The sequence below is a fragment of the Microbulbifer guangxiensis genome, assembly GCF_021729075.1.
Lineage (GTDB): Bacteria > Pseudomonadota > Gammaproteobacteria > Pseudomonadales > Cellvibrionaceae > Microbulbifer > Microbulbifer guangxiensis.
The window spans coordinates 360545-378058 of sequence record NZ_JAJSAQ010000001.1 but is presented as its reverse complement, the minus strand read 5'-3'; the positions used below and the strand labels follow the sequence as shown (position 1 = coordinate 378058).

The following is a 17514-nucleotide window of genomic DNA, read 5'->3' as shown; positions in this document are numbered from 1 at the left end:
AGAAGCAGTCGGGCCATTGCAGCCCTCCTCCAAGAGGCTGTGTGCTCTAGTTGGTACGCAAGGCAGGGAGGTTTTGTTGTAGCCACTGCTGGAATTGGGGCTTCGGCAAGGCCCCGGAAAGGCGGGTGATTTCCCGGCCGCGGTGGAACACCATCAGTGTAGGGATAGACCGGATCTGGAAGCGCGCGGCCGTCTGTTGGTTGCCTTGTGTATCCAGCTTGACGAACTGTGCCCGGGTCGCCATTTCTCCGGCGACCTGGCTGAAAACTGGTGCAAACTGCTGGCAGGGACCGCACCAGGGTGCCCAGAAGTCGACGACCAGCGGTAAACCTGACTTTTCGATCAGGCGCCCAAAGGTCTGGTCGGTGGCATTGATCGGCTGGCCGGCCAGCAGCGCGCTGCGGCACTTTCCGCACACTGGGCGCTCATCCAGGCGGTCAGAGGGCACACGGTTTACGGCGCCGCAGGCAGGGCAGACGATCTGGAGGGTGGCGTTCTCGGTCATGGACGGGTACCAGGCTCAGTTTTGTGGGAGGTATCGGTGCTGCGCGGGGGAATCAGAGCCCCGAGGACCCTAGTTCGCGCCGGTTGGCGGGCCGAGTAACCAGACGTGTTGTTCTGCCGGTACCAGTCCCTTGAGACCACCGGGTACGGCTTTGCTTTCCAGGTGCCTGAGGCCATAGTGATCCCCGTAGTAGCGCTCCACGAGATCATCGGGAACTGAGAATGGTGGGCCGGGCATCAGTGCCTGATCATAAACGAACGTCACCAGCAGCTGTGGGGCACGGCCAGTGATTGTCATCAAATGGGTGACATACTGCGCGCGCATGGGTTCCGGCAGTGCCACCAGGGCGGCGCGATCAAAGATGGCATCCACCGGTCCGAGGGATTCCTCAGTGAGATCGAAGATATCGCCACAGAAGATATCGAGGTTCGGGGCCCGGTAGCGTTTCAGTTGTCCCCCGGGACTGATCTCCGGCTCGACCCCAAGCTCGTCGAACAGTTGCTCCACAGCCATTTCACTCAGCTCTGCGCCCGCCACGGCAAAGCCCTTCGAGAGAAGCCAGCCGATGTCCAGCGTTTTGCCACAGAGCGGCAAAAAGAAACGGCGGCCTTTGTGCAATCCCAGTATCTCGAGGTTGCGAACCAGTGCGGGATTCGCCTTTGGCTCGTGAAAGCCAATTTCATTGTCCCGCCAGCGCTGGTGCCAGAATTCCGGTTCCATCAAAGTCTACCAAAGCCTGAAAATCGATCGTATGAAATCTGCGCTTCCAATACCGGACTTACCAATTCCTGAAGAAGCAGGGATTTCTTCTCATCAGTTTGACGAAGAGATTTCTGTGCGCTGGGCAAAGTTCTCCTCACGATTGCCTGCCGGTTTTGTGGCGGGAGGGATCAATGCCATGCCGAGCCAGATAAATATGCCAATGAGTGGGATTAAAAATGTCAGGGCGTAAAAACCAGATCTTCCTATATCGTGAAACCGTTTGACGGCCGGGGAGATCACTAACAGTGGCGGTATGACTTTTGTGAGTGTCAGTGCGCCCTGAGCAAAATATACCTTGCCGTCGCCCGTAGCAAACTGGGCGTTAAAGAGCACGTAAGAGAGAAGATACAGGGTTACCAGCAGTGGTATCAGAATCCCAAAGACCAGGTAATCTGATCGCGACATGCGACCCGGCATCCAGAAGTAAATCACCAACAGCTTGATGGCGGTTCCTCTGAATGATTTCGCCTCGTTAATGCTTTCATAGGGAGAGGAGCCAGAGGCTATCCTTCGATAATTGATAATGTAACCAGATGCCAGCCTCGCTTGATGCAGTGCCAGCAGGTTGAGAAAAAACAGGGCAGTGGCGATGGAGAATGCTTCAACATGTTTGCCACTGTTTGCAAAGATAGCCTGCACTGACTGGATGCTGGTCATTCCGCTGAGAAGCAGCGCATCATAACTGAATACAGCTGTTGGTATGATCGAGAACAGAAGTGCTGCCAGTAAATATTGTTGTTTGACATCCATGAGAGGGTTTCCTTTTTTCTTGTTTCCCTATTTAGATCTCGGTCTTTGGCGTGTCTTTCTTTTATCTCAAGCTGCTGACCTGCTGACCTGCTGACCTGCTGACCTGCTGACTGACATCAATATGAGCTGAGAAGTCTATAGCAAGATCGAATGGCCGCAAGAGAGTGAGCCTCTCTCAAGGGGTTGCACTTGCGTCTCTATTGACCTGAGGGTTGAATTGAATGCCACAGTTGCCAGGTCAGTATCAGGACGTTTATCCAACTGGCCAGGGCCGGCTTTCAGGGGGTAGGTTCTTCGAAGTGGTTGCGAGGGCTGAGGGGGCTGATAAGAGGTTGGCAGTTCATGCAACATGGAATGGGGCTGGAAAGCCAGCCCCATATCCAAGAGAAATCGGCGGCAATACTAACTTTTGCGATTTTTCAGGGCATCCCGCAGCTGCTCTGCCATTCCCAGCAGCATCTTCTCGGTGGTTTCCCAGTCGATGCACTTGTCGGTGACGGATACGCCGTATTCCATCTGGCTGTGGCCGTCCAGGATTTTCTGATTGCCGGCCTTGAGGTTGCTCTCCACCATGATGCCGATAATGGACTCATTGCCATCGAGGATCTGGTGCGTGACGTTGTCCACGACCAGTGGCTGCAGTTCATGGTTTTTGTTGGAGTTCGCATGGCTGCAGTCGACCATGATGTTCGGCGTCAGGCCCGCTTTACGCAGCTCCTGCTCGCACACGGCGACGCTGACAGAATCGTAGTTGGGCTTGTCGTTGCCGCCACGCAGGACCACGTGGCCGTATGGATTGCCGGCGGTGTGGATGATCGCCACCTGACCTTCCTTGTTGATACCGAGGAAGCGGTGCGGGTTGGCGGTGGACTGCAGGGCATTGATGGCCACATCCAGGCTGCCATCGGTACCGTTCTTGAAGCCCACGGCAGAGGAAAGCCCGCTGGCCATTTCCCGGTGTGTCTGGGACTCGGTAGTACGGGCGCCAATCGCAGACCAGGAAATCAGGTCCTGCAGGTACTGGGGGGAAATGGGGTCCAGCGCCTCGGTGGCCGTCGGCAGGCCTAGCTCGGCGATATCTCGCAGCAGTTTGCGGCCGATATGCAGGCCATCCCGGATCTTGAAGGAATCGTTCAGGTAGGGGTCGTTGATCAGACCCTTCCAGCCCACGGTGGTGCGCGGCTTTTCGAAATAGACACGCATGACAATCAGCAGGGTATCGGAAACCTGGTCCGCGACTTGCTTCAGCCGGCGGGCATAATCCATGGCCGCATCGACATCGTGCACGGAACAGGGACCAATCACCACCATCAGGCGGTGATCCTTGCGGTCGAGTATCTCGCGCACAGCCGTTCGGCCGGCTGCCACCGTGTTTTCCGCCGCTTCGCTGACGGGAACTTCGGCCTTGAGTTCTTTGGGGCTGATCAGTACTTCCTGGGAGACGACATTCAGGTCGTCGAACTGCTGCTTGGTCATTTCTCTGTCTTTCTGTTGCGCCTCAAAGACGGTAAGTCAATGAATTGGAAGGACTATCCTACTGCTCCCGGTCTGTCCGGGCGAGAGTTTCATTTGAAACCATACGGCAGTTGCAGCAAGCAGCGGCTGGCGGCAAACAGACTTCCAACAGCACCGGATTTTTAGGAGCCGGATTGCCCCGGCCCGTGGTCACGCCATGGGGCAAAACCGGGGCCGGGTGACATGGGCACCGGCCCTAGCGGAGCTCTGCCAGGACCTGGAGAAGCGGAAAGTAGAGAGCGCGACGGATTTTTTTCTCGCCGCGCTCGATGAACAGGCGGCTATAGGTTTCGAGCTGGCCCCGGTAGCTTTCCAGCTGTTCGCTGATAAACGTCTCCGGGTCCTGACCATCGGCCGGCTCCGCCGTTTTGTAATCCACGATCCAGCGCTCCCCTTGCTCATCAATGAAGGTGCGGTCGATGATGGAGCGCTTCAGATGCCGGCCACCACTGTGGACTTCCAGCTCGCAGGCAGATTCCCGGTGCCTGTTGTCCAGTAGCCAGCGGCCCTCCTGGCAGCCAATGGTGCTGAGAATGGCCTGCTGAACCTTGTCTGCGGCGGCCTCGAGAGAGGCGCCCGACAACCCCAGCTGTTTGAGTCTTGCCTGCCACAGGGGCCGCTGACTTGAAACCCGCTCTGCATCCCAGCCCTCGATTCCGGTTTCGGTGATGGCGGCCAGGGTTTCATGGGCAACGGTACCGGCATGACGCAGCCAGCGCTGGCCGACCTTGCCAATCTCCGGCAGGTTGGGTTCCTCAGCCTCATCTGGCCGGTAGTCCGGCATCCGGTAGAGTGCCAGCCACTCGAGCGCCGGCAATTCCGGTGCGCGCCAGTCGTCGTGGAGGTGCAGGAAATAATCCCGGTCGGGTGCATCCGTTGCGGCGTTCTTGCTTGTGTCCTCGTGTTCCGGGTCCAGCCAATGAGACCACTCCGGCTGTCCTGCAATGGAGTCCCAGATGCCCGCGAGAAGGGACGCGGAGCCAGGTGCCTTGAAGCCCGGCTTTTTCTCCTCCGTTTCCACGCAGGCGAGCAGGTGCAGCGAGTGGATGGCACGGGTACAACCCACGTACAGCAAGCGGGTACCCTCGAGTCGCTCCCGTTCGTTATTGTCGTACTTCAGGAAGTCGAACAGCGGATCCCGATCGCCGCGGGCACTTTTGGGTGCCAGCAGGAAACGGCTGTCGCCCTCCCGGTTCAGCCACTCCGCCCAGCGCAGCAGCTGGTCACCACCGGGCTTGCCGCCCTGGTCGAGTCCGGGTATCAACACGTGCTCGAACTCGAGCCCCTTGGACTTGTGGATCGTCATGACCTGGACTTTCGCGTCGTTACCGGGACGGGCGAACAGCTGTTCGAGGGCGAGCTGGAATTCCCGCCAGTCCGGGATACTGCCGCCGCGGTCATAGCGTTCGAGCAGGCGGAAGTAATCCGCAGCGTTGGCCACTTCGTCGGAACCCGCGCAGGCCGGCCCGCCAAGGGCCAGCCACAGGCCCTCGATCCAGACCCGCAGGGGCTTGCGGCTGCGCTCCCTCCAGGCGCTGGACAGCAACGGCGCGACACGCCCCAGGCGCCGGCGACCATCCTCGCTGAGCCCTTGAATTGCGTCCGGGTTATCCAGAGCCTGCAGCAACGGCCGCACTGCGGCATCCGCGCCATGCAGCGTGCCGTTGTCGAGGTTTGCCAGGCAGTGGAGATCGGCCCATGAAAGTCCGCACCAGGGGGCGCGCAGTATGGCCAACCAGCTGAGGCGATCGCTGGGGTCGAGCAGGGCGCGGGTGAGACTGAGCAGGTCGATGATGGCCATCTTACTGGCCAGGGGAGCCAGCTCCGGCGCCTGGTAGGTGATCCCGGCCGCATCCAGAGCCGGAAGAATCTGCTCCAGATGGCGCTTCTTGCGCACAAGGATGGCGATACGGCTTTCGGGTTCCCTGTCCCGCAATTGCTGTACGAGGGTTGTCACCTGGTGGGCTTCCCGCCGACGTTCGGGATCTTCGATACAACCGTAGAATTGCACCGCAGGCGTCGGTCGGCTGCCACCGTCCCGGAAGGCGACCGAGTCCAGGTAGCGCACAGCACCGCGGCCAATGTTGTCCCGGGCGGGAAATGCCCGGCAGAAGACTCGATTGACCCAGTCCACCACCGCGCGGTCAGAGCGAAAGTTCACCTGGAGATCCAGCGGGGTCAGGGAGACTTCGCCGATACCCCGGGCGCGGGCATCGAGAAAAATGCCCACGTTCGCATTGCGGAACCCGTAGCAGGACTGCATGCCGTCACCAACGATAAACAGGGTGCGTCCGTCCCCTGGTTGCCAACCGGCGGTGAGTTTCTCCAGTAGCTGCAACTGCAGCTGCGAGGTGTCCTGGAACTCGTCCACCAGGATATGTCGTATCTGCAGGTCGAGTTTCAATGCCAGGTCAGTGGGGGCGTCGCTGTTCCCGAGGGCAATCAGCGCGGCCTGGGCGACTTCGGTGTAATCGGTTGCGCCGAGCTGCTGGAAGACGAGTTTGAGCTGTGCCACCAGACGAGGAAGCACTTCGGCCATGGCCTGCAGCAGCTGCCACTGGCTCTCCGGCAGGGCGGTGGGCAGTTGCCGCACTTCGTTAATGGCGGCGAGCAGGTCAGGGCTCTCGGCCATGCCTTCGAGCAGGGCCTTCATGCGCGCCTTGTATTCCTGCGCTCGCTCATGCTCGGGATCCTTTTTGGCCGGGGACACAAAGCCCAGTTTTTTATTCAGCCCGCCGGCTTTGCGCAGCTCCCCCTTAGCGGTCACCAACAGTTCCGTCAGTGCCAGCCAGTCCGGCAGGCTGCCGGGATCAGTGCCTGGCATGCCATCGAGGTCCGCCCAGCGGCACAAGGGGTGCGCGGAATTTTCTTGCAGCAGGTTCCGCCCGGCGTAATGGGCGATTTCTGCCAGTTCACCGGCCAGGCTCCCCAATGCTTCGTCGAAGGCTGCGAGATTGTCTTCCACCAATTCGTCGATCACATGATGGAAGTAGGCCCGGGCATCCGCGGAGCCGACACCCAGCAACTGGGCCAGCCACTGGTCGCGTTTTTCCAGCAGGGTCTGCAGCAGCTTGTTCAGCTGCCCCAGGTCATTGTCCAGATGTAACAGGAGTTGCGACAGAGCGCCGTCCGGCTCATCCGCGTCGAGGCCCTCCAGAAGCCTGGTCACGGTCAGTTCGAACGCGATACCCGGCTGCTCCAGTGGCTCGCCGGGTGCGCCGAGGCCACTGTCAATCGGCAACTGGCTGGCGAGGCTTCGGCACAGACCGTCGATTGTCTGGAAACGCAGTCGCTGTGGTGCCGCCAGCAGTTGCCAGTGATGGCGCTCGTCCTGCTCCAGCAGCGCCCGCGCCAGATCCCAGGTCACTGCATCGTGGGGGTTGTCCGGGCGGGGTTCATCCCGGGCCTGCAGCAGTGCGTGAAGCAGGCGTTCGCGCATCTCTCCGGCGGCCTTGCGGGTGAAGGTAATGGCCAGAACGTCCTCGGGCTGCTCGCAGTGCGCAAGTAATTTCAGTACCCGCTGGGTCAACAGGCCGGTCTTGCCGGAACCTGCCGGGGCTGATACGGCAAAACTGCGGGAGATATCCAGCGCTGCAGCGCGGGCCGCGGCGTCGACGGGTTGATGGCTCTGCTCCACGATGACCTCATCACTCATTTGCCACGCTCCCTCTCCGGCCAGCGGTTAAGGGGCCACAGGTCGCGATTGTTGTCGGCAGGTCGGTCGAACTGCAGGCTGGCAAAACCATTGCGGTATTCTTCCGCGAGTTGCGCCAGGCCCTTTTCCCAGTGATCTGTCAGATCCTCCCAGCTGCCGAAAGGGCCATCCTTCTGCAGCTCAGCCACTGCTTTGATGCCCTCGATGGGCTGCTTCAGATCGCCGGACCCTTTCCACTTGCAGTCCCCCCAGCGGACCTGAGCGAAGGCCACCGCGCGCGACTCCGGCAGGGTCAACGCATAGAGTGGCAGCTGTGGTTCGCGTACCCGTGCCTGCAGCCAGTCGCTGACTGTGGTCTGGCCGGTCTTGTAGTCGATGACCAAGAGGGAATCATCCCCAAGTCGGTCAAGCCGGTCGAGGCGTAATTGCAACTGCAGCCCGCCGATCTCCGCCTGCCGGTCCCACTCCACTTCTTCCACCAGAAATGCCGGACGGGACACTTCCAGTTCCAGCCATTGAGCCAGAAGGCGAGCCAGGCGCTGCTGCTCAAGCAGCCAGAACCCTCGCGGCAGGTGGCGGTGGTGGCGCCGCAGGCGGTCAATGGCGGTTGCTGCGGCGCTGTCGATCTGCCCGGATCGCGTTACGTCATCCAGCGCGGCCAGCGCGCCGGAATCACCGCATTGCCGCCAGAATAGTGCCAGCGCTTCATGCACCAGCTTGCCCCGTTCGGCCGGATTCAGTCCCAGGGTCGGCTCGTTGAAGCGGCTGGCCCCCAGGCGGTAGTGCAGCTGGGCGTTGAGGGGGCACAGGGCCTGGGCCTTGAGTGCGCCCGAGCCACCGCGCACGGGTCTGCATTCCGCGGGCTCGAGGGGTGGGAAGCTGCTGTCGGCCCGGCGTTCCAGCGGGGAGCCTTGCTGCAGGTTTTGCTGATACTCCTGCAGTGGGTCAGAACTGAACTCCGTCCCCGGGCCGGCATCTGGGAACAGGCTGCTCAGCGCCTGCGTCACACCATCCGCTTCGCGGGCATAACTCACCACGACATTGCCACTGGCTTCCAGCAGGTCGCGCGTCAGCTGGCGGGCCAGCTCGAGTTCACGTTCGGCACTGGCCCTCGGCATCTGCCAGTGCTTTTGCCACTGAATGGGCAGCAGGGGATTGGGAGCCGGTGCCGGTGGCCAGTGCTGCTGGCCGAAGCCGACCAGTCGGAGGTGGTCAAAGGAGAGGCCGGCTGCTTCCAGTACCCCGAGGATCTGCACCGGTCCGTCGCGCGTCTCGGCCTGGAACGGTGTGCGACTGGCAATGCGGCGCAGGTGCTGCAGCGCCTGCATTAATGTGAGTGTGCCAGCAAAGGGGGTCAGCGCAGCAAAGTCCTCGAGAGCCTGCTCCCAGAGTTTGAGTTGCTGGTACTCCTGGCTGTCGGGGTTTCGCGGCCCGGGCCAGCCCAAGGCCGCCAGGGTCTGCGAGAACCGCTGGGCCCAGACTTCTGCTGGTGCCTGTCGCCAGCGGCGAGCACGATCACCGATCAGCTCCAGTTGCCGGGGAAGTTGCGGAGATTCGAAGCCGATCCGTGTGGCGACCTTCTCGGCAGCGCTTCTCAGGACATCGCCGCGTACAGTACCCAGCTCGCGTTTTTCCAGGGTTCGGAACAGGGCGCTGCGCAGCCAGAGTTCATCATCGTTGCTCGTGGCCTGATCAGAGGCCCCGGTGGTCATCGTGCCCCAGAACGGGCTGAACAGGAGGCTGCGCAGTGCCGGGTATTCCCATTCATCCTTCAAAATCTCCAGCAATTGCAGGGCGCCCGCACCCACAGCGGTCTGGGCCAGAGGCGTGCCGGCAGAAAAGTTGAAGGGCAGGGTATAACGGGGTCGCCGTGGGTCCATGGCCTGGGGTTCCAGAACCCGTGTAAAGATGGTTTCCACCTCATCCCGGCACTGGCCCAGATTGTTCACGACAATTCCGATACTGGTATGGGGGTCATCGCGCAGTAGTTCTGCACTCCAGCGGGCGGCCTGGGTGATCTCGCTTTCCAGGTCACTGCAACCAGCAACATTGAGGCTGCCCGCCCTCGATACCGCCTCATGCTCGATCACGGTCCCGGCGGCAAGCTCGATGATGTGGCGGGCAAGGGGCGGGATCTGTGCAAAGCCCGCCAGGTGGATTTCCGCCAGCAGCGGCGCAGCATTGGTGCGGAAGGCCTGCGCAATCAACAGGTCGCGCTGATCGGGGGTGATTGCGTCCTGGATATCCAGTTCCCGGGCAAAAGCTTCGATCAGGTCGAAGAGGGGATACTCGGGACGGGACAGGGCAAATTGCTCCAGCGGTGCGGCGAGGACAGCATCGAGGCTTCGTAGGTCTCCTGGATCCGGTAACAGGCGGGATTGAAACAGCTGCGACAGTGCGGCGTCTGCATCCCGGCACAACTGCTGGCTGTTGAGTAGCTGCCGCTCGAGGGTCTGGTCGAGGGCGCGCTGCCAGAGCAGCTGCCGCTGCTCGGCATTGAGGACCGGTTTCCAGGCGGGTTGCCAGCCGGACTGTTGTAGCCGTGCCCAGACCGAGTCCAGCCATCCCCTCAGGGATTCCACCGGCGGTGGGGCCCAGTTGCCCCGCTCGCCATGATGGTAGGCGTAAACCTGCTGGCAGCGGTTGCGCAGCCGGTTGTTGGGCGTCAGCAGCAAACTGTTGTCGGGCAGCCGGGCCAGTATCTCGAGGGCGGCAAATGCTGGTTGCAGCATGGGGGCTCCTGAGGCGCTCTGATGTTGATTATTAGTCTTTGCCCGCGGGGCTCACCACTTCCGGGTTGTTCTCGAATGCGAACTCGCGGAATGCAGTCCTGAGTCGCTCGTGTCCGTCAGCAGAAGTGCACATCAGTTTGCCGGGGCCGGGGAGGTCCGGGAGGACCAGCTGCAGTTCCTGAAGCCACCACTGCACCCGCCGGGCAATGGCCGCGCCGGAATCCAGCCACTCGACTGGACGGGGAGCGCAGCGGGCCAGCTCCTCGCGGAGCAGGGGGAAGTGCGTGCAGGCGAGTACGGCGGTGTCCACCCGCTGGCCGCCGGGAACATCGAAAATGCGCGCAATGACGGGGGCCAGCTGGCTCTCTGTGACCGGCTCGCCGCGCAATTTGGCCTCGGCCAGGCGGACCAGTTCCGGGGCGGGTACGTTGATGACATTGGCGCCGTTGGCAAACTCGGCAATCAGGTCGCGGGTGTAATGGCGGTTGACCGTTCCCTCTGTGGCGATCAGGGCGATGGTGCCGGTGCGGCTGGCAGCCGCGGCAGGCTTCACCGCAGGGACCACGCCAACCACGGGCTGCTGGAGTCGCTCCCGCAGGGCGGGCAGCGCAAGGGTGCTGGCGGTATTGCAGCCGACCACCAGGATGTCCGCCCTGCACCGCGCCATCATCGCGGTAGCACAGGTGACGATGCGCGGGCGCAGTTCCTGCTCGCTTTTGTCACCGTACGGGAAGAAGCCATTGTCTACCCCGAAGTGCAGGGTCAGGCCGGGCAGTAGCTGGCGGATCTCGCGGGCGATGCTGATGGCACCAACGCCGGAGTCAAACACCAGTGCGCTTGGGGCCGGCTTCCGGCCCTTGTTAGAATGCCCGCTTGTCAAACTTACCACCCGCAGTTGATCTGCGGAAAGCATATCAAAATCCCGTCCGCTTGAGGCCGTTCTGAGGTGCGCGGAGGGATTGCATAAGAGAGAGTTTATGGAGTACTTCCCCCTGCAGATCACCCTCGAGATGGCCCTGATAGGAGCACTATTGGTGGTTTGCCTGCTGGTAGCAACGGTGGCGCTGGCCAGGCTTGGCCCTGCCCGTCGGCTGGACGAGTGTCGCGCCGAACTGGGTGTGAGCCTGGCGCGTCTGGAGAGTAGCCGCGAGCGAGAGATGGCGGTTTCCGCGGAACTGCAGGGGGTGCGGGCAGAGCTGGCGGACAAGGTACAGAGGCTGACCCGAAGTGAGGTTTTGGTCGAGAAAAGTGAGGCGGCACTGGCAGAGCAGCGCCAGCTTCTGGAGCAGACGCGCAAGTCGATGGCCGAGCAGTTCGAGAACCTGGCCAACCGGATCTTCGAGGAAAAACAGCAGGCATTCGCCCGGCGGAGCGAGGACAGCCTGCGCAAGAGTCTGGACCCCCTGGAACGGCAGCTGGGTGACTTCCGCAAGCGGGTTGAGCACGTCTACGACCGCGAAAACGCCGAGCGCAACAGCCTGATGGGCCAGATCAGGGCGCTGCGCGAGCAGACCCAGCGTATCAGCGATGAGGCGATCAATCTGACCTCCGCCCTCAAGGGTGACCGCAAGGTGCAGGGCAACTGGGGCGAGGTGGTACTGGAGCGCCTGCTGGAGGAATCCGGCCTGCAGCGTGGCCGGGAGTACGATACCCAGGTGAGCTTTTCCAGCGATGGTCGCCGCCGCCAGCCCGACGTGATCGTGCGGCTGCCGGAGAACAAGGACCTGATCATCGACTCCAAGGTCTCGCTGGTGGATTACGAGCGGTACTGCTCGGCGGAAAATGATGAAGGGCGGGAGCAGGCCCTCAAGCAGCATGTCCAGTCACTGCGCAGCCACATTGCCGGCCTGAACAAAAAGGCCTACGAGCAGCTTGAAGGAGTACGGACCCTCGACTTCGTCTTCATCTTCGTGCCAATCGAAGCGGCGTACATGCTGGCGATGCAGGCAGACCCGGGCCTGTTTCGGGATGCCTACGACAAACATATCGTGCTGGTCAGCCCGACAACGCTGATGGCCACGTTGCGCACGGTGGAAAACATCTGGCGCTATGAAAAACAGAACAAGAATGCGGAAAAAATCGCCGCTGAGGCGGGCAAGCTGCACGACCAGTTTGCCATGGTGCTGGAGTCACTGGACGAGCTGGGCAACCGCATCAGGCAGGCGGAAGATGCCTACGAGCAGACTTACAAGCGGCTTGCTACCGGGCGCGGCAACGCGGTCAAACGCATCGACAGTCTGCGCAAGCTCGGTGCCAAGACCCGTAGGCAGCTGGATACGGACCTGCGGGAAAAGGCCAGTGAAAATCACAAGGCGGCGCTGCCCGAGCTAGAACCCGCAGTGGAGAGCGACTAAAATCCAGTGGAGACATTTGCCTTTGCGCTCTCCGTTACCGGCCCGATCTTCCTGACCCTGCTAATCGGATACGGGCTGGGTCGCGCCCGGCTGCTCAGTGACTCCTTCGTCGACGACGCCTCGCGGCTGGTTTTCCTGATTACGCTGCCGGTGCTGCTGTTCATCAATATTTTCTCGGCAGAGTCGGCCCTCGCAGAAGAGGGGCCGCTGCTGTTGGCCGCAGCTCTGGGAACCCTGGTCTCCATGCCCCTGGCCTGGCTGTCGGCTCGACCGCTGGAGTACGGTGACCGTAGTGCATTCATCCAGGGTGCGTTCCGCGGGAATTTGGGCATCATCGGTCTGGCCTGGGCGGCAAAGGCCTACGGCAGCAATGGTCTGGCCCAGGCTGCATTGCTCATGGCTGTGGTGACCATGCTGTACAACCTTGCTGCCGTCTCCCTGTTTGCCGTATACAGCCAGCACTCCCGTTTCAGTTGGCGTCGGCTGCTGAGGGACATTGCCCAGAACCCGCTGATCATTGCCATCGTCCTGGCGTTGCTCGCCAGGCAATTTGAGTTGCGCTTCCCGGTGATGTTGCTGCAGACGGGAGAATATCTCGCCTCGATCACTTTGCCGCTGGCACTCCTCTGTATTGGTGCCAGCCTGGATTTCAGTCTCCTGCGGCGCAGTTCCCTTGCTGCCGTCGGTGCGTCCGTCTTCAAGCTGGTCATGGTGCCACTTGTATTACTGGTGTTCGGTTGGCTTTTCGGCTTGCCCTCCCAGTCCATGGGGGTACTCTTCCTCATGGCCGCTGCGCCCACGGCCACGGTTTCGTTTATCATGGCGCGCGCCATGGGAGGTAACAGCCAGCTGGCTGCGAATATCGTGGCCCTGAGCACCTTACTGTCCGTTGTCACTGCCAGTATTGGTCTGGCCTTGTTGAAGTCTTTTTTTTAAGTAGGTTCTGCTATGTCGCAATTCCCCCTTTGGTTGCTGGTGCTGGCTGGGTTGGTGATTTTTACTCTCGCCATCGTCGCAGGCTTTTACCTGCGTAAATTGCAGGTGCAACAGCGGGAGCAGGCACGGCAGCTGGCAGAGCTGGAGCAGGCGGCCGAAGCCCAGCGGCAGCGGGTCAACGACAGTATCCAGATTATCGCCCGCACCCTGCTGGACGAGGGCGTCGGCCTGACAGAGGCGTCCATCCGACTCCGGGTGCTGCTGGATGCGCTGCAGGTTGGGGACAGTGTGCGGGAGGAGTTTGTGGTGTTCTACACCGTGGCCGACAAGGCCAGTCACATTCCAATTCTGAAAGACTGGAAGGCCCTTTCACGTAAGGAGCAGTTTCAGTTTGAGAAGGAAATGGCGAACCTCGAGCGGGAGTATCGGGATTTCGCCCTGGACGCCGCGCGCCGCATTCTGGGCCGCAGTTTCTAGACGAAACCTGCTGGGGTCACGAGGCAGGCCGGGCGGCCTGCAGCGAAAGAGTCCGCGCTATTTTCTGACCAGCAGCAGCCCCGATTCGGTATGTTCCGTATAGGGGAACTGGTCAAACAGCGCAAAGCGTTCAATCCGATGCGTCTTACTGAGCTCGGCCAGGTTTTCCAGCTGGGTTTCCGGATTGCAGGAGATGTAGAGAATCCGCGGGAAACGGGCGACCATGGCGCAGGTGTCCGGATCCAGGCCCGCCCGGGGCGGGTCCACCAGTACGGTGGAAAACTCATAACTATCCAGGTCCACATCCCTGAGGCGGCGGAACGGCCGAACTTTGTCGATGGCCTGGGTGAATTCCTCGCTCGACAGCCGCACGATCTCCAGGTTGTCGATGTGGTTTGCGCGGATATTCTCCTGCGCCGAAGCCACAGAAACCTTGGAAATCTCCGTGGCGAGTACCTTGCGGAATAGTCCCGCGAGCGGAATGGTGAAATTGCCATTGCCGCAGTAGAGCTCCAACAGGTCACCCTGTGAGTTCCGGCACACGTCGCGGGCCCAACCGATCATGGCCCGGCAGATCTCGCCGTTAGGCTGGGTGAAACTGCCCTCTACCTGCTTGTACTGGTAGGTACTGCCGTCGATCTCCAGCTGCTCGGTCACATAATCCCGTTCCAGCACCACTTTCTGTTTCCGAGAGCGCCCGAGTATCGGGAAGCCGAGTTTCTCCTGTAGAGCCCGTGTCTCCGCCTGCCACTGATCATCGAGTTTTTTATGGTAAATCAGCGTGATCAGTGCGTCTCCGCTGAGGGTGGTGAGGAATTCTGCAGAAAACAGTCGCTTTTTCAGCGTTCCGCTCTCGTTGACAGCCGCCAGCACCTGCGGCATCAGCTGGTTGATCAGCTCTGAGCCGACAGTAAACTCATCGATGATAAAGGGTTTTTTGTATTCACCCTGGCGATACATGGCATAGTGGGCGCGACCCTGTTCGTGCCATATCTTGAACTCGGCACGCAGGCGATAGTGGATTGGTGGTGAGGGAAACACCTCCGGCTCGAGATCCGTATAAGGTTCGTAGGCCTCACGTAGTCGCTCTGCCTTTTCGGCGAGCTGTGCGCGGTAGTCGTCGGTGTTTACTTGGTGCAGGGCCATACAAGCGTCCAGTCTCGGTTAGCGGGCGGGCGCGGATTATAGCGACCCGCGCCGTTCCCGTATAACGCAGTTGCGAGCCGCTCAGCCTTGGTCGAGCGGGCGCGCAGGAGGAAGCGATGCCGGTCGGGCAAATCGAAATACTAGTGCGCGGGCAGGGCCTGCACGAATTCACCGAGGAAGCGGCCGGATGGCTGGCTACTCAGGGGGTCAGCGAGGGGCTCTGCACGCTTTTCATCCAGCATACCTCCGCCAGCCTGCTGGTGCAGGAAAATGCCGATCCATCGGCGCGGCATGACCTGGAGAACTGGCTCAACCGCCTGGTACCCGAAAACGATCCCTTCTATACCCACACCATGGAAGGTCCGGACGATATGCCGGCCCATATCAAGGCCGCACTGACCGCCACCAGTCTATCGATTCCGGTACAGAATGGGCGCATGCTCCTCGGGACCTGGCAGGGCCTTTACCTGTGGGAACACCGCCACCACGCCGGCAGGCGTCGCGTGGTCATGCACGTGGCATGAGCGACGCCGTTAAAGGCAGTTGGTAGGCTTGGGCAGGCCCGCAATCTTGCTGGCCACCCTGGCGGGACTCGGGGGAAACAGTTGCATCAGGTAGATACTGCGACCCTTGTCGGGGCCAAGCTGCTGGCCGACGTACTTCACCAGCGGCCGCATGGCGGGTGACAGTTCGAATTGCCGATAGAAGTCCTGCAACAGGTTCAGTACTTCCCAGTGGGCCTCGGTCAGGTCGATGCCCTCGGAGGCGGCCATGTACTCGGCTACCGCCGGGCTCCAGTCCTGCAAATGGCGGAGATAACCCTCCTTGTCCAGTGGGATCTCCCGGCCCTCGATGGTGACTGACTGACTCATCCCTAAAACCAGCTGACGATGGGTGTGTGCTCGACACAGAGCGCTATCCAGCGCTCATCGTCGATCAGGGTGATGGATTTCGCAGGTGTGATGCCGCGGGCTACGGCATCTGCCTGCAGGCAGTAGGTGCCGGCGGGAATTGGTGCGATGCCAGTGGGGGCGCCGGCTGCGTAGACCCCGTCCTCAATCAACAGCAGGGCATCGCCATCGGCCATGGCATCGAGACAATCCCGCAGAGCACTGGTGCGGTAGGGCGACTGGTTGACGATATGCAGTGTCATTCTCAGAAGCTCAGAACGTGCTGGTAGCGGGAGATCAGGCCGCCGGTGTCCTGGACCAAAACGAGGTTGATACCCGCAATGGCTAGACGGTTGCTGGATACCGCGCGTTCCTCGAGGCTGCGCTGGCAGACATAAATCTGTTCGACCCCGAACATGGGCAATGCCTGCAGATTGCGGTGCAGGCTTTTCTGATCGATTTCCCCTGCTGCCTGGTCAGGTAACAGCTGGAAGATACCGTCGCCGGTAAACAGGACATCGGGTGTCTGGTCCATTGCGGCCGCAGCGAGAACGGCCTCCAGGCCCTCGCGTGCCAAAGCGTTCCCGTAGGGAGCGTGGCGGCAAATGGCGAGAGTGATCTGGCTCATGCGCTGCCCCCGAAAGTGACGATCCGGTCAGAGTGCGCAGTGGCGTCTGCCAGTTGGCCCAGTCCGCCCAGCTCAAAGCCCTCGGCCAGATTGGCTGCCGGGCGCTCCAGCCGCTGCGCCTCACTCTGGCTCAGCACACCCCGCCGTTGGGCGGCGGCAATGCAGACCACCAGGTCCACGCCGTGCTCCCTGTACAGTGCCTGCCACTGGCCAAGGAGGTCCTGCTCGTCCTGCGGCGGGGCTGCCAGCGCGCTGCCACTGTGTACCCCGTCGCCATAGAAGAACACCCGGTAGAGCCGGTGTCCCTGATCCACCAGGGCGCGGGCGAAGCGCACCGCAGTGGCAGCAGATTCGCCGGCGTGGGGTGCTGAATACACGACGAGGGAAAAGATCATCGGGGCCTGCAAACTAAAATGCCCCGCAGTGCGGGGCATTGAGGGTTCAGGTCACTGCGGGCAATCAGTCATCGGAAGCAAAACCGAAGATGTGCAGCAGGGAGGTGAACAGGTTCAGGATGTTCAGGTACAGGGAAGTGGTTGCCATCAGGTAGTTCGTCTCGCCGCCGTTCACGATACGGCTGGTGTCATACAGGATGAAACCGGAGAACAGCAGGGCGATGACGCCACTCAGGGCCACCTGGGCGATGGGCATGTAAACGCCAAAGAAACCGGCGATCATCATGCCGATGGCGCACACCAGTACGGCGATCAGGCCGACGAACAGGAAGCCGCCCATGAAGCTGAAGTCCTTGCGCGTGGTCAGCACATAGGCGGACAGGGCGAAGAAGATCAGGGCAGTGGTGCCGAGGGCCTGCATCACGACCTGGCCGCCGCTGGCCATACCCAGGTAGTGGTTGAGCAGCGGGCCAATGGAGGCGCCGAGGAGGCCGGTAAAGGCGAAGACCACACCGACGCCAGCAGCGGAGTTTGCGGTGCGCGGCAGAACGAACCATACCAGCGCGATGGCGGCGATGGAGCAGATGATGCCCATGCCGCGGCCCATGCCCACAGCCATGGCGATGCCGGCGGTGAAAGCACTGAACAGCACTGTCATGGCCAACAGGGCGTAGGTGTTGCGCAGTACCTTCGCCGATTCCGAGCGATCCAGTGCACGGGTCTGGGTATAAACTTGCGGCTGCATTGTTAGCGACTCCTGCTATTTAAC

General features: G+C 61.2%; 17 protein-coding genes. 4 read left to right on the top strand and 13 right to left on the bottom strand.

The genetic code is table 11. From position 1 onward, the window contains the following. Positions 1-46: 46 nt before the first annotated feature. The 7 genes from trxC to murI form a co-directional block, all read right to left on the bottom strand. Positions 47-505: a thioredoxin TrxC gene (gene trxC / locus LVD12_RS01645; RefSeq protein ID WP_237065156.1), complete on the bottom strand. Its 459-nt coding sequence runs from the start codon at positions 503-505 to the stop codon at positions 47-49. 69 nt (positions 506-574) lie between these two features. Continuing rightward, a complete protein-coding gene (gene tmpT, locus LVD12_RS01640) occupies positions 575-1225 on the bottom strand; it encodes a thiopurine S-methyltransferase (RefSeq protein ID WP_237065153.1) in 651 nt (216 codons plus the stop codon). Positions 1226-1318: 93 nt separating this feature from the next. After that, positions 1319-2017, bottom strand: a complete 699-nt coding sequence (locus tag LVD12_RS01635) for a DUF805 domain-containing protein (RefSeq protein WP_237065151.1) — start codon at positions 2015-2017, stop codon at positions 1319-1321. A gap of 402 nt (positions 2018-2419) precedes the next feature. Continuing rightward, positions 2420-3493: a 3-deoxy-7-phosphoheptulonate synthase gene (locus LVD12_RS01630; RefSeq protein WP_237065149.1), complete on the bottom strand. Its 1074-nt coding sequence runs from the start codon at positions 3491-3493 to the stop codon at positions 2420-2422. 235 nt (positions 3494-3728) lie between these two features. After that, positions 3729-7187, bottom strand: a complete 3459-nt coding sequence (locus LVD12_RS01625) for a UvrD-helicase domain-containing protein (RefSeq protein ID WP_237065147.1) — start codon at positions 7185-7187, stop codon at positions 3729-3731. Then, positions 7184-9919 carry a PD-(D/E)XK nuclease family protein gene (locus tag LVD12_RS01620; protein ID WP_237065145.1) on the bottom strand — a complete coding sequence of 912 codons (2736 nt, stop codon included), beginning with the start codon at positions 9917-9919 and terminating at the stop codon, positions 7184-7186. The genes LVD12_RS01625 and LVD12_RS01620 overlap by 4 nt, the downstream gene beginning before the upstream one ends. A gap of 31 nt (positions 9920-9950) precedes the next feature. Further along, a complete protein-coding gene (gene murI, locus LVD12_RS01615; RefSeq protein WP_237065143.1) occupies positions 9951-10748 on the bottom strand; it encodes a glutamate racemase in 798 nt (265 codons plus the stop codon). A 148-nt stretch (positions 10749-10896) separates the two neighbouring features. Between murI and LVD12_RS01610 the strand changes: the two genes are divergently transcribed. From LVD12_RS01610 to LVD12_RS01600, 3 genes are read left to right on the top strand one after another with little or no spacing between them, the layout of a single operon-like run. After that, entirely contained in the window at positions 10897-12273 is a 1377-nt protein-coding gene (locus LVD12_RS01610) for a DNA recombination protein RmuC (protein WP_237065141.1), read from the top strand. A gap of 6 nt (positions 12274-12279) precedes the next feature. Next, on the top strand, positions 12280-13209 hold the full coding sequence (locus LVD12_RS01605; protein ID WP_237065140.1) for an AEC family transporter: 930 nt from the start codon (positions 12280-12282) through the stop codon (positions 13207-13209). Positions 13210-13221: 12 nt separating this feature from the next. Beyond that, on the top strand, positions 13222-13686 hold the full coding sequence (locus LVD12_RS01600) for a DUF2489 domain-containing protein (RefSeq protein ID WP_237065137.1): 465 nt from the start codon (positions 13222-13224) through the stop codon (positions 13684-13686). Between the two features lie 57 nt (positions 13687-13743). On the opposite strand, the gene trmA is transcribed toward LVD12_RS01600, so the two are convergent. Continuing rightward, positions 13744-14832, bottom strand: a complete 1089-nt coding sequence (gene trmA / locus LVD12_RS01595; RefSeq protein WP_237065135.1) for a tRNA (uridine(54)-C5)-methyltransferase TrmA — start codon at positions 14830-14832, stop codon at positions 13744-13746. A 116-nt stretch (positions 14833-14948) separates the two neighbouring features. Here trmA and LVD12_RS01590 point away from each other — a divergent pair, with 116 nt between their 5' ends. Next, on the top strand, positions 14949-15356 hold the full coding sequence (locus LVD12_RS01590; protein ID WP_237065133.1) for a secondary thiamine-phosphate synthase enzyme YjbQ: 408 nt from the start codon (positions 14949-14951) through the stop codon (positions 15354-15356). A 9-nt stretch (positions 15357-15365) separates the two neighbouring features. On the opposite strand, the gene LVD12_RS01585 is transcribed toward LVD12_RS01590, so the two are convergent. From LVD12_RS01585 to LVD12_RS01565, 5 genes are all read right to left on the bottom strand, one after another. Next, the gene (locus LVD12_RS01585) at positions 15366-15704 is read right to left on the bottom strand and encodes a TusE/DsrC/DsvC family sulfur relay protein (protein WP_237065131.1); all 339 of its coding nucleotides are present in this window, start codon (positions 15702-15704) and stop codon (positions 15366-15368) included. Positions 15705-15706: 2 nt separating this feature from the next. After that, positions 15707-15985, bottom strand: a complete 279-nt coding sequence (gene tusB / locus LVD12_RS01580; RefSeq protein WP_237065129.1) for a sulfurtransferase complex subunit TusB — start codon at positions 15983-15985, stop codon at positions 15707-15709. A gap of 2 nt (positions 15986-15987) precedes the next feature. Further along, positions 15988-16350 (bottom strand): sulfurtransferase complex subunit TusC, encoded by a 363-nt coding sequence (gene tusC, locus LVD12_RS01575; RefSeq protein WP_237065127.1) that lies wholly within the window; start codon positions 16348-16350, stop codon positions 15988-15990. Next, a complete protein-coding gene (gene tusD / locus LVD12_RS01570; RefSeq protein WP_237065124.1) occupies positions 16347-16745 on the bottom strand; it encodes a sulfurtransferase complex subunit TusD in 399 nt (132 codons plus the stop codon). The genes tusC and tusD overlap by 4 nt, the downstream gene beginning before the upstream one ends. 64 nt (positions 16746-16809) lie before the next feature. Next, complete coding sequence (locus LVD12_RS01565) at positions 16810-17490, bottom strand: Bax inhibitor-1/YccA family protein (RefSeq protein ID WP_237065122.1); 681 nt, start codon at positions 17488-17490, stop codon at positions 16810-16812. Between the last annotated feature and the right edge of the window lie 24 nt (positions 17491-17514).